Genomic DNA, 10,111 nt, shown 5'->3' with positions numbered 1-10,111 from the left:
GGATCACCCGACCAACAGGCGCTTGACGCCGTAGCGGGAGATGACCGCGTTGACCTCGGGGAGCGAGGTCGCTGCACCGCCGACGCCTGCGAGGACGTAGTTGACCACGCCCGCCTCGGTGCTCATGGACGATGCGTTCTCGGGACCCGCCTTCGGGGCGAGGAAGTAGGACGCGAGGGCCACCACGGCGTCCCTCATCTCGGAGGGCGTCGGGTTCAGGCCCATGACGAGCGCCACCTCGGCGAACTCGCCGACTGGGACGCCGATGACGTCGAGCGACACCTCTGTTGCCTTGTGGACCGTGAGGTTGCTGCCGTCCTGCCCCGCGGCTCGCACGGGGGTGATGATGTCGGTGGCCATGCGGCCATCCACGAACGGGACGCTCATGTTCGAGCAGTTCGGGCGGTCCACCACGCCGACGCGCATGACGGGTTGCAGGAAGCGGCCAGCCTCTCGCTCGATGGTCTCGATGGCGCGGGAGCGGGCGGCGATCACCGTCTCGTCCACCAGTACGTCGTTCTCGTAGACGTCGGAGCGGTAGCACTTGATGTCCTCGACGGTGCAGTAGCTCGAAGCCACAACGTCGAGCTGGGCGGAGACCTTCACGCCGCTGAGTTCCCACTCGACCGTCAGCAGGTCTGGGCAGGACTTGAGGGCCACCTTGCCACCGCTCCACGGCTCTGAAGAGCCATCGGATGCGTAGTTGACGGTGGCAGCGGACGGCCCGCCCGCGAGCTCGAGTTCATCGAGCTCGACGAGCGAGCAGCGGAGCCTGGTATTTGGCTCGAGGCGGGTCATTAGGCCTTGGCCTTGGTGCGGGCCATGGAAGCGGCGGCAGCGGCGGGCGTCAGCTTGAGGGCGTCGGCCATGTACACGAAGGACTTGGGGCGCTGGACCGTGATGAGGTGCTCGCCCTCGGCCAGAAGCGTGTACTCGTTGCGGGTGAACTGGTCGTTCACGAAGCCGATGGAAAGGGCGTCGGCCTCGGAGGTGTACCAGGTGGCGGCGTTGGCATTGAACATGAGCGCGCCGTACTTCGCATCGCTAGACGGGTCGGTGACGAGGTTCACGTCCTCGACAACCGGAAGGCCCCAGACCTTGCCGTTGACGTTGATGAGCATGTAGCGCTGGTTGGCGTCCTTCATCAGATCCAGATGCTCGGTGACGAGCGGGTGGACAGCGAGGTGGGTCGGCATCATGCCGGTGGCCATCCAGGACTTAGTCTTCATCTTGCGGATGGAGTCAACCACGGTGTCGCCAGCGGCGTTCTCGTAGGTCTGGATGCCGGTCTTCTTGAGGATGCCCTTCTTGGTGGCGCCGTTGTCCAGGTTCAGGAGGGCGTCGGCCTCCTTGAGCTTCAAGCCGTACATGAGGTCGTTCTTGATGATGGACTCGAGCTGGCCGTAGTGGTAGGCGGTGTGCTTGGAGATGGGCATGTGGTGGGCCAGGGTGAACAGGCTCGCCTCGTCCTTGTCCCAGGCCTCATCGGACTCGGCCTTGACGGTGCCGGGGGTCCACTCGGCGGCTTTGTTGGTGAAGGACTTCGGAATCATGTACTCCATGTTGGAGTCGGTGGTGCCCTTGGAGATCACGTCGATGACGCCCATGGGCATCTCGATGATGTTGGAGGGCAGGTTGTAGCTGGTCTTCTTGGGATCGACGAGCTTGTAGGTCGGGTCGGCGGCGTTCATGACCTGCTCGTAGGTGAAGGCCATCTTCTCGCCATACTTGGCCATGATGTTCTCGAAGCCGTCGCGGGAACCGAGGAAGGCGTTCACGAAGTCAACGTGCTCGTTCTTCGGCTGCGGGGTGCTTGCGATGACGGGGACGCCGCCGTCGTTGCGCATCTTCTCCTCGGCTGCGAGGACGTCGGTCAGCATCTCGTTGAGAGCGTCCTTCTTGCCCTGGAAGGTCTTGATGGCGTCGCGGTAAGCGACCTGCTCCTCGCCCTCGGAGGCGTTGAAGGAGTTCTCGGCGGACTTGATCTTCTGATCGAGGTCGAGAAGTTCGTTGTGGATTTCGATAGAGGATTTCATGTGCGCTCCTTCGCGCTCTAGCCCTCCACCTTTAGGAAGGCACCGTTCACGCACACGACGCGCGAAGCGGCCCCCGCCTCATCCACCACGGCCTCCGTGGCAGGTTCGCCTGTGCTGGGGGGCATGGTCGGCTCTACCTCCCCCGCAGGCTCATCGACCGCGTTTGCGATGCCCTCCGGGGCGTGTTTGAACTTGCCGAGCATCTTCTCGTCGATGCAGGCGGCGACGGGGGCCGCGTCGCTCATGCGGTCCGCGAACCCGCGCTCGACGGCCTCCTCGGCGGTGAACCAGGTCTCCTCGTCCATAAGGGCCTCCACCTCGGAGAGCTCCATGCCAGTCTTCTTGACGTACTGGGCGGAGATGGTGCCGCGCAGCTTGTCCAGCAGGTCTGCGGTCTTGCGCATGTCGGAGGCCTCGCCACGGCAGCAGGTATAGGGGTTGTGGATCATGAGCAGCGCGGACGGGCCGATGACAACCTCGTCTGCGGTCAGCGCGAAGTAGGACGCTGCGGAGGCGGCAAGCCCCTCGATGGACGCGGTGGTGCGGCCCTTGTAGGCGCGCAGGGTCTCAGCCATGGTGTTGGCGTCGAACACGTCGCCGCCGCCCGAGTTGATGTGGACCGTCACGTCGTCTCCGCCAGCCTCCTTGAGCTGTGCTGCGAAGTCGGATGCGGTTGTGGCCGCGTCGTCCCAGAAGTCGCCGATGGGGCCGAAAACGTTAATGTCCTTCATTTGCGACTATCTCCTCAATGTCGGCTTTGATGTCGTATTTGATGCGGGCCATGGTGCAGGCGTTGGCATACGGGGTCAGGACGCGCGTGGCGAAGTCCCTGAACTTCTCGGAGTCCCCGCCGTCCCTCAAACGCTCTGCGATGCGGGCGCGCATGTCCTCGTGGATAGCGTTCAGAGCGCCGCCGTCCGGGTCCTCGCCCGAACCGCCCGTACCCTGCTGGGCCTCGGAGGTCGGGTACACGGCCTCGCCACTAGCGGGGTCCACCGTCGCGTAGGCGGTCGGGCGCAGGAACAGCTCGCCTCCCTCGTAAGGGGGCATGTCCTCCTTGGCGCGGATGTCGTTGGGGCAGTAGAAGCCGCTGTAGAGGCCGATGCGGTAGCCTTCCATGCGGTCCTTGTAGTTACCGCGCAGCAGGCCGTTGAGGTCGAACTGCACGTAGGCGTTCTCGATGCCCGCGTCCCACAGGACGCATGAGAACGCGCGCTCGATCTCTGCACACTCAGGCACGAGGGTCTTGTTGGCGAAGTTGAGGGCACCCTGCTCGATGTTGCTGTACGTCGCGTTGGACAGGTCGAAGACCTCCTGCGGCGGCACGGACAGGGTGCGGCAGGTCTGTTGCAGGATCCACTTCTCCTGCTCCACGAGGCTCATATCGACCATCGTGTAGCCCGTGCTGTGGTACCTCATGCCACGGTCGAAGACGCGCAGCTTGCCAGCGTTGACGATGCCGGAGCCGTCGTCGAGCTGCTTCTTCAACAGCTCCATGCCCTGTTCGTCCATCTTCTGGTCGGTCTCGAGCCAGCCGGGGAAGTGGTTGCCGTTGGTGATGAGCTTCGAGTAGAACTCCTCGATGTCGATGGACAGCCCCAACTCGCGGGCGGCGAGTTGTGCGAGGCTGACTCCCATGAGGCCATCGTCGTCGATGATTGGGGACTTCACCCACACGATCTCACGGGACAGGTAGTTGCCAGCTGGCGTGAACTTGTCACCCGCGTACTTGAAGACAACACCGCCAGCGGGGGTCATGCGGACCTCAGGTTCGCCCGAGAGCGGCCAGATGGCGACGATACGAGGCCCGGACCACTCGACGCGGGCGAAGGCGTTGCCCTTGGCGTCCTTGGTCATGTCCATCCAGCGAAAGCCCTCCTGGGCCGTCATGAACGGGTTCCAACGGGTCCTGAGAAGCCTTGAGAGGTCCTTGGCGGTGTAGCCGCCAGCCTCGACCCTCACGCCGCCCTTGCGCTCGTAGACGTGGACGGGCAGGGACGCAAGCGGCCTCGCCTTGGCAAGCGCGCAAGCGCGGTAGGCGTTTCCGTAGTAGGCCTCGCGGTGGTTGCCGCGCTCGTAGCGAATTACCTTGCCGCCCTCGCGGACCTCCATGAAGTCGATGTTGGGCCCGCCTGCGACTGGCACGGGAGAGGTTGGGTGGATTGCGTTATAGATTTTGTCCAAGAGTCCCATGGCGCTCCTTAATCTCTACGGGCGGCATGGTCTCCCCGACGTCCCCCGCAGGAGAGGCGTCACCTGCGGGAGATCACTCGGGTGTGGGTGAAAGGAGGAAAAAGCCCCACAGCGGAGATTGTCGGCGGGCACTCCCCCGCTACAGGTCGATGCTCCACACGCTGGGAGTCTCGTCATCGTTGTTGTCGTATGAGTACATGGCCATGGCGGCGGCTATCGCGGCGTCGATGCGCCTGGTACCCTGGCCGTGGCGTCCCTTCTCGGAGGCCAGTCGGCGACCGTACGCCTTCGATTCGCTGGATACCGCGTTGATGCAGTGCTGGGCGAGGACGGGGGTCTGCGACAGGGCCGCATGGCGCGTCGATATGGTGCGGGCCAGCAGCTCCGAGGCGGGGCACATGATGGACGGCTGCTGGGGCATCTCGACCAGCTCCATGCCGCGCTCGCGGTCCAGCCAGTTCACGAGGAACTGCATGCGGGCTGGGTCGGTGACGATCATCGGGTTGCCGCGCTGCACGGCCAGCTGTTGCAGCACGTCGGCCACCTCGGTCAAGTCGTAGACCTCCATGGGGCCTGGTTTCTCCCAGCACCACTCCTTGAAAGCCCATTCCTGCCCTGATGTGCGCTGGGCAGCGACGACAGCCAGGGTGTCGCCCCTCACAGCGCCGTCCACGCCGACGCAGAACCATTGGTCCATGTTCAGCTCGCTGCCCTTGCGGGCGCAGGATTCAACGTCGGCGCGGCGCATGAACGGCTCCTCAACCTCGTCCATCGGGGTTCGGTTCAGGTAGTAGCGCTCGAAGCCCTTACCGGGGCGTCCGTCGTCCATCTTGTCGGACTCGTACTGCTCCTCGAGCTCCTCCATGGTGATGCGGCCAGCGGCGGTGATCTTCTTCCAACAGCTGCGGTCCTTCGGGTCGTCACCATCCGTGATGCCGAGCCAGCACACGAAGGCGTGCTTGTCGCGCTTGAGCTTGCCGTACAGCTCGAACAGGAATCCGTCTCGGTTCGCGCCTGCGGTGGTGATGCCGATGGTGAGCGCGTTCCAGATCTTCGCCTGACCGGAGACGCCAGCCTTCCACACGGCATCGTCTCGCCAGACGTGAATCTCGTCGCCGATGAGCACGTGGAAGTGCTTGCCCTGAAGCGCCGCCTCCTTGTACGGGTAGACGTGGATTTCCTGGCCCGTGGCGTCGTTCCTGATGACGTCCTTGTAGATGTGCCACGCCTCGGAAAGCTGCCTGTTGGCGCGGATGATGGTCTTGATGTAGTTCTGGACCATCACCGTGTTCTCCTTGGAGTCGGCGACGATGCCGTACTGGCCGTTGGGCAGCGGCTCCATGGTGGCGATGGTCAGCACCATGACGGCGGCGAGTTGGGACTTGCCGAAGCCACGGTGAACGCCGACGAGGACGCGGCGGAAGCGGCGGCGGAACCTGCCAGTGCGCTTGTCGATGGTGCCCGTGCCGAAGATTGGTCGCCAGATGTTCTTCATCAGCCAGTCGGAGACCTCGTAAGGCTCTCCACACAGCTCCGACTCGCCAGCGTAGGTGAGGAAGCCCTCGGCGAACAGCCTTGCGCGCTCTACCTGGCGCTCACCCTCCGCCGACATGCGCCCGCACGGTGTCCTGTAACTCATCGTCCCCTCTTTTCCATGAGGGCGTCGATGGTCTCGGCGATGGACAGCGTTGCGGCCTTGCCAGCTGCTTGCGTGAGGCCCAGGCGTGCGCGGGCCATCGGGGACAGGCCGAGCTGGTCTGCCAGCTTCAGGCCCTCCGTCATGGCCTCGCGCATCTGCTTGAGGTAGGGGTTCGGTATGAACTTCAGGTACTCGCCCGTGTCGGGGTCTGGCTCTCCAACGGGGACCATCAGCTTCATCTGGCCGTCAGCGCCCATGACGCGGGCGCGGCACTGCTCGACCGTCTCAAAGTCCCACACCAGCTGCTCGATAAGCGGTATGTCGCGCTCCTCGTAGGCTATCCCAGAGCCGACGAGGGACGTCCAAAGCTCGGTCATGTGCGGGTGGGCCAGCACCGTCTCGGGAGGGGTCAGGGAACTTGCCTCGACGGTCTCGGGGATGATGACGGCCTTGTCCTTGGTGCGCCTGATTGCGTGCGCGTCTGGCATGCGACCCATTACAGGCCCACTTCCGCCAGCACTTGCGCGAGGTTGGCGGCAAGCACCTCGCACAGCAGCCTGTACTCCTTCGGGCCGCACTGGGACATGGCGTCGAGCGTCGCAACGCCGCCCTTGATCTGGGACAGCGCAAGAACGAGGTGCTTGGACCCCAGGCTCTTGCCGCCCTCGACAACCTCCATGTTCAGCTCTGGCAGGGCTATCTGGGTTTTACGCGCCCTGTAGTGTGCTTGCTTGCACTTCTGGCTGCAAAAGACGGCCCTTTTGGTCTTAGACTCGAACTTCTGGCCGCACCAACCGCATTTCTTTTCCATGCGCCACCTCCGTGGCGGGCATGGTCACGCGGGTCTCCCCCGTTGCGTAACACGTTCAGTAACGGTTCCGTAACGCGGCTCTCATTTTTTCGTACCAGTAAAAAAATCAGGGGGAGCCGCTGGGTACCGGTGGCGGGGTTTCGTGAATTTACCCCCTCCCCCCGGCGGTTTTTCGCTCACGCCCCGCGCCGTCTCGGCATAAAAAAAGCCGCGCCCATCGGCGCGGCCCTGTGTGGTCTGCTGTTGTGTTGTCTAGTTGTTCGCCTTGCGCGGCGGGGTCACCGTGGCGACAATCGCGCCCGTCTTACGATCTATGATGCACACGTCGCAGCCTGTCACGTCGGCAACGTCTGCCACGGTGGCAATCGACGGTGCCGCTTTGCTTGCAGCCTGTCGCACATACTCGCGCGACTTACCAAGGTCAGCGCTAAGCCGATTGTATGACTTGCCACTACGCTCAACTACCGTTGCAATTAGTTTATTTACCTGCACTTTTATCCTCCTTGCTATTGCCGCAAGTTTAGCAGATTCAGCATATACATATTGTTCGATATGTAGACTATGTGGAGATACATATTGTTCGGTTGTATTGTCTATGCATATCGTTCACTATGTAGTCACGCCAAGGGAGCACATCCCAAGGCGCACCGCCTCCGGCGCTACCAGCAAGGACCGGCTAAGGAGGCATCCCGTGGACGAGTTGACGACATTGCTCGGTCTCGTCTCGGCTCTGGTCAAGCTTGCGGCGGCGGTCATATACGCCAAAGCAAAACGCGACCAGTCCGAAGACTAGCCGCGTCAACAAACAGCTGGGCGGTTCAGAGCCGAAATAGAGCCGCCCGGCTCCACGGGAGATTCTACCACGAAGGGAGAAGTCATGTACAAGGACGGAGAGACCTACATGCTCGTCATCGAGTGGGACACGGGCGAGAAGCCAGACCCGGACGACCTCGAGCAGCCCGAGACCTGCGGCGCCTACGAGTACGCCGAGGCCGTCGCGCCCGAGGAGCTGGAAGCCGCCATCGGGGGCGCGAAGGAGGAGGCCCGCGACCTGCTGGACGCCAACGGCTCCGGCTGGGTCTCGGTGCTGGTGGGCGTCGGCGAGTGCGTCGACGACATCGACCAAGACAACGCCGAGCAGGTAATCACGTTCGAGGCGTAGGCCTCAGAAAGGAAGGAAGACCATGAAGAAGAGCAGCAACGTGAGCCGGTTCAAGTGGAACATCCGCAAGGCCAACGCGGCCATGGAGCTGGTGAAGGCCGACGGCCTCCAGCTCTGGCATGGATGGGTGTGGACGAAGAGCGGCCCGACCGATCGCCCCGCGCGCAAGGTGTGCCCGTTCAGCGATTACGTGAGCAAGTTCGAGCTGTAAACAAAGGAGAAGGACCATGGAGACCATTAAAAGCAAGCTCGCGGCATATGAAAAGGCATGCGAGGAGTGCGACGCGGCAGATGCCGCATGGGGCAACGACCCCGAGAACGAGGAGCTGGAACGCGAGTTTGACCGCACGTATTCAATGCAGTGGCGCGCCATGCGGGACCTGATAGACGCGGTGAGCGAATTTGCAGAAGGGCGCCTGACGCGCGAGGAATGCCGCGTCTTGGTCATCAGCAAATGCGACGAGCTCGCCGAACTTATCAGCGGGGTCGCATAGCACGTAAACGAAGCGCGGCCCCGAGTCCGTTACACCCGAGGCCGCAAGGTCAAGTCAGAAGGGAAATGACCATGGACAAGAATACCACTTACCGCGTCACGTGGCGCGAGACCGAAGGCGATGCCCTCACCTTCCACGACTTCGCCGACGAAGCCGAAGCCAAGGAGTTCTATATGCGCCTGCTCCTCACCGGGGCAATCGCCGCGATGGAGGCCCGCTAATGCGCGCCCTGAAGCTCATCACCCTGGCCGTACTCATGCTCGTCATCTGCCGCGCGACGTCAGCGATCCACGACGCCAGGATGTCCGCAGACCTCGCCAGGATCTGGGAGCAGCGCGAGGCCCAGCGCCTCGAGGCAATCGCCGCCATATCCGAGACCGAGGACGCCGAGCTCAAGCGCCTGGGCCTCGCCGACTAGACAACCGAAGGTGGGCGGCAGGACGTCGCCCCCCCCAACCGAAAGGACAAGCCATGTTCGACTTCAACAGCCAGCCCGATAACGTGCAGCAGCTCCTCGACTACGCCGCGATGCTCCATTGGAACGGAAGAGCGCAAAAGGCGAAGTTGCTCAGGATACAGAGGGAGCACAAGCGCGCCACCAGCGAGATGGTCGACGTTGCAAGCGCAGCAGGGTCGTTCAACGCGAAGGGCAAGGGCATCGAGTGCGCCCTGATGGACCTGCTCGGCATAAACAAGCGCGATATGTGGCGCGAGATCGACCGAAGGGCAATCGAGATGTATGGCGCGTACCCAACCGCCTAGCCCCATTCACCGAACCAGACCCCAGCGCGGCGGGCAAGCGTCCGCTCGCCGCGCTATCATCATCCAAGGAGGTAAACCATGTGCAACCACACAGGCATCAAGTCCCGACACCCGCGCTTCAACGTGGACGGCCTGCCAATCGAGATATTCGCCACCGACCAGCCAGGCGAGGCCTACGTCGTGACGGAGCCCGCGACCAATCCGGTCGGCTACCTGTTCCGCCGCTTCAACGCCTGCGAGATGACCTGCGACGCGATCGACGAGGACCTGACCCGCGCCGACCTGAAGTCCATGGAGCTGCTTAGCCCCGGCAAGGCCCCGAAGGTCGGCACCGACCTCGGCGACGCCCTCTGGGCCATGATGATGGGCCTTGTGGGGGCGTCCACCCTCGCGGGACGCCCTCTCGACGAGGGCTTCCACCACGACGAGCCGAAGCCGAAGCGCAAGACGCGCTCGAGCTCGAAGACCATCCGCTACTAGACACAGGCAAGGAGACTAATGCCCTCCCCCAAGTACAAGGCCGCCAACGGCAGGCGCTACCTGATCGAGCCCGTCCCAGACATCATCACCGGCGAGACCATCGGGTACCGCGCGAGCGGCCCAGACGGCCTAGAGTGCCCCGAGGAGGGCAACCCCGCTTGGTTGTCCTCCACCCAACCGAAAAGGCCGCAAAAGCATATCTGGACGCCCTGTAGGGCCAAATGAAAGAACCCCCATCGGGACAGCCCGGTGGGGGTTTTGCTTTAGAGGATTGCCCGAGGCGTCCCTGCGGGCCTGACTCCGCGCTTCACCGTTCTCCGTAGGTACCCGGTCCCTCGCACTTCCGATCGGGCCAGGGTTGCGGTCCCTGCGCGTCAAACCCGAACGGCTTTAGGGCTCCATCGTACCTTACTTGTCCACATGTTATCAACAGGTTATCAACAATCCCCAGGATAGGGTTTTCCACTCCGACTGGGGGCCGCTCTCTATCTATCTATCTATCAATCTATCTATCAATCTATGGCATTGCGTCCG

Annotated in this window: 15 protein-coding genes; 8 read left to right on the top strand and 7 right to left on the bottom strand. The window is 63.0% G+C overall.

Annotation, left to right across the window (positions count from 1 at the left end; all coding sequences use genetic code 11):
* Window positions 1-3: 3 nt before the first annotated feature.
* The 7 genes from AOBCEHNH_RS03100 to AOBCEHNH_RS03070 form a co-directional block, all read right to left on the bottom strand.
* Entirely contained in the window at window positions 4-798 is a 795-nt protein-coding gene (locus AOBCEHNH_RS03100) for a hypothetical protein (RefSeq protein WP_152063122.1), read from the bottom strand.
* The gene (locus AOBCEHNH_RS03095; protein WP_152063121.1) at window positions 798-2,036 is read right to left on the bottom strand and encodes a phage major capsid protein; all 1,239 of its coding nucleotides are present in this window, start codon (window positions 2,034-2,036) and stop codon (window positions 798-800) included. The genes AOBCEHNH_RS03100 and AOBCEHNH_RS03095 overlap by 1 nt, the downstream gene beginning before the upstream one ends.
* A gap of 17 nt (window positions 2,037-2,053) precedes the next feature.
* Window positions 2,054-2,767, bottom strand: coding sequence for a head maturation protease, ClpP-related (locus AOBCEHNH_RS03090; RefSeq protein ID WP_152063120.1), 714 nt, complete (start codon window positions 2,765-2,767; stop codon window positions 2,054-2,056).
* Window positions 2,754-4,229, bottom strand: a complete 1,476-nt coding sequence (locus tag AOBCEHNH_RS03085) for a phage portal protein (RefSeq protein WP_152063119.1) — start codon at window positions 4,227-4,229, stop codon at window positions 2,754-2,756. The genes AOBCEHNH_RS03090 and AOBCEHNH_RS03085 overlap by 14 nt, the downstream gene beginning before the upstream one ends.
* 139 nt (window positions 4,230-4,368) lie before the next feature.
* Window positions 4,369-5,868, bottom strand: a complete 1,500-nt coding sequence (locus tag AOBCEHNH_RS03080) for a terminase large subunit domain-containing protein (RefSeq protein WP_152063118.1) — start codon at window positions 5,866-5,868, stop codon at window positions 4,369-4,371.
* Window positions 5,865-6,356, bottom strand: a complete 492-nt coding sequence (locus AOBCEHNH_RS03075; RefSeq protein WP_152063117.1) for a P27 family phage terminase small subunit — start codon at window positions 6,354-6,356, stop codon at window positions 5,865-5,867. The genes AOBCEHNH_RS03080 and AOBCEHNH_RS03075 overlap by 4 nt, the downstream gene beginning before the upstream one ends.
* An 8-nt stretch (window positions 6,357-6,364) precedes the next feature.
* The gene (locus AOBCEHNH_RS03070) at window positions 6,365-6,679 is read right to left on the bottom strand and encodes a hypothetical protein (protein ID WP_152063116.1); all 315 of its coding nucleotides are present in this window, start codon (window positions 6,677-6,679) and stop codon (window positions 6,365-6,367) included.
* 877 nt (window positions 6,680-7,556) lie between these two features.
* Here AOBCEHNH_RS03070 and AOBCEHNH_RS03065 point away from each other — a divergent pair.
* The 8 genes from AOBCEHNH_RS03065 to AOBCEHNH_RS03030 all read left to right on the top strand — a co-directional run bounded on the left by AOBCEHNH_RS03065 (window position 7,557) and on the right by AOBCEHNH_RS03030 (window position 9,802).
* The gene (locus AOBCEHNH_RS03065) at window positions 7,557-7,841 is read left to right on the top strand and encodes a hypothetical protein (protein ID WP_152063115.1); all 285 of its coding nucleotides are present in this window, start codon (window positions 7,557-7,559) and stop codon (window positions 7,839-7,841) included.
* A 22-nt stretch (window positions 7,842-7,863) separates the two neighbouring features.
* The gene (locus AOBCEHNH_RS03060; protein WP_152063114.1) at window positions 7,864-8,052 is read left to right on the top strand and encodes a hypothetical protein; all 189 of its coding nucleotides are present in this window, start codon (window positions 7,864-7,866) and stop codon (window positions 8,050-8,052) included.
* Window positions 8,053-8,068: 16 nt separating this feature from the next.
* Window positions 8,069-8,335, top strand: a complete 267-nt coding sequence (locus AOBCEHNH_RS03055) for a hypothetical protein (protein ID WP_152063113.1) — start codon at window positions 8,069-8,071, stop codon at window positions 8,333-8,335.
* Window positions 8,336-8,406: 71 nt separating this feature from the next.
* On the top strand, window positions 8,407-8,556 hold the full coding sequence (locus tag AOBCEHNH_RS03050; RefSeq protein ID WP_193221160.1) for a hypothetical protein: 150 nt from the start codon (window positions 8,407-8,409) through the stop codon (window positions 8,554-8,556).
* On the top strand, window positions 8,556-8,753 hold the full coding sequence (locus AOBCEHNH_RS03045; RefSeq protein WP_152063112.1) for a hypothetical protein: 198 nt from the start codon (window positions 8,556-8,558) through the stop codon (window positions 8,751-8,753). The genes AOBCEHNH_RS03050 and AOBCEHNH_RS03045 overlap by 1 nt, the downstream gene beginning before the upstream one ends.
* A gap of 53 nt (window positions 8,754-8,806) precedes the next feature.
* Window positions 8,807-9,097 (top strand): hypothetical protein, encoded by a 291-nt coding sequence (locus AOBCEHNH_RS03040; protein ID WP_152063111.1) that lies wholly within the window; start codon window positions 8,807-8,809, stop codon window positions 9,095-9,097.
* Window positions 9,098-9,175: 78 nt separating this feature from the next.
* Window positions 9,176-9,577 carry a hypothetical protein gene (locus AOBCEHNH_RS03035; protein ID WP_152063110.1) on the top strand — a complete coding sequence of 134 codons (402 nt, stop codon included), beginning with the start codon at window positions 9,176-9,178 and terminating at the stop codon, window positions 9,575-9,577.
* Between the two features lie 18 nt (window positions 9,578-9,595).
* Complete coding sequence (locus AOBCEHNH_RS03030; RefSeq protein WP_152063109.1) at window positions 9,596-9,802, top strand: hypothetical protein; 207 nt, start codon at window positions 9,596-9,598, stop codon at window positions 9,800-9,802.
* The last annotated feature ends 309 nt before the right edge of the window (window positions 9,803-10,111 follow it).

It is taken from the genome of Collinsella intestinalis (genome assembly GCF_902501455.1).
GTDB lineage: Bacteria > Actinomycetota > Coriobacteriia > Coriobacteriales > Coriobacteriaceae > Collinsella > Collinsella intestinalis.
This window is presented reverse-complemented; position numbering and strand designations above follow the sequence as displayed.

Excerpts from the sequence above, each read along its gene's own strand:
- AOBCEHNH_RS03100 (WP_152063122.1), bottom strand. The coding sequence starts at position 798 with ATGACCCGCCTCGAGCCAAATACCAGGCTCCGCTGCTCGCTCGTCGAG.
- AOBCEHNH_RS03040 (WP_152063111.1), top strand. The coding sequence starts at position 8,807 with ATGTTCGACTTCAACAGCCAGCCCGATAACGTGCAGCAGCTCCTCGAC.
- AOBCEHNH_RS03030 (WP_152063109.1), top strand. The coding sequence starts at position 9,596 with ATGCCCTCCCCCAAGTACAAGGCCGCCAACGGCAGGCGCTACCTGATC.
- AOBCEHNH_RS03070 (WP_152063116.1), bottom strand. The coding sequence starts at position 6,679 with ATGGAAAAGAAATGCGGTTGGTGCGGCCAGAAGTTCGAGTCTAAGACC.
- AOBCEHNH_RS03045 (WP_152063112.1), top strand. The coding sequence starts at position 8,556 with ATGCGCGCCCTGAAGCTCATCACCCTGGCCGTACTCATGCTCGTCATC.
- AOBCEHNH_RS03080 (WP_152063118.1), bottom strand. The coding sequence starts at position 5,868 with ATGAGTTACAGGACACCGTGCGGGCGCATGTCGGCGGAGGGTGAGCGC.
- AOBCEHNH_RS03090 (WP_152063120.1), bottom strand. The coding sequence starts at position 2,767 with ATGAAGGACATTAACGTTTTCGGCCCCATCGGCGACTTCTGGGACGAC.
- AOBCEHNH_RS03065 (WP_152063115.1), top strand. The coding sequence starts at position 7,557 with ATGTACAAGGACGGAGAGACCTACATGCTCGTCATCGAGTGGGACACG.
- AOBCEHNH_RS03095 (WP_152063121.1), bottom strand. The coding sequence starts at position 2,036 with ATGAAATCCTCTATCGAAATCCACAACGAACTTCTCGACCTCGATCAG.
- AOBCEHNH_RS03075 (WP_152063117.1), bottom strand. The coding sequence starts at position 6,356 with ATGCCAGACGCGCACGCAATCAGGCGCACCAAGGACAAGGCCGTCATC.
- AOBCEHNH_RS03035 (WP_152063110.1), top strand. The coding sequence starts at position 9,176 with ATGTGCAACCACACAGGCATCAAGTCCCGACACCCGCGCTTCAACGTG.
- AOBCEHNH_RS03050 (WP_193221160.1), top strand. The coding sequence starts at position 8,407 with ATGGACAAGAATACCACTTACCGCGTCACGTGGCGCGAGACCGAAGGC.
- AOBCEHNH_RS03055 (WP_152063113.1), top strand. The coding sequence starts at position 8,069 with ATGGAGACCATTAAAAGCAAGCTCGCGGCATATGAAAAGGCATGCGAG.
- AOBCEHNH_RS03085 (WP_152063119.1), bottom strand. The coding sequence starts at position 4,229 with ATGGGACTCTTGGACAAAATCTATAACGCAATCCACCCAACCTCTCCC.
- AOBCEHNH_RS03060 (WP_152063114.1), top strand. The coding sequence starts at position 7,864 with ATGAAGAAGAGCAGCAACGTGAGCCGGTTCAAGTGGAACATCCGCAAG.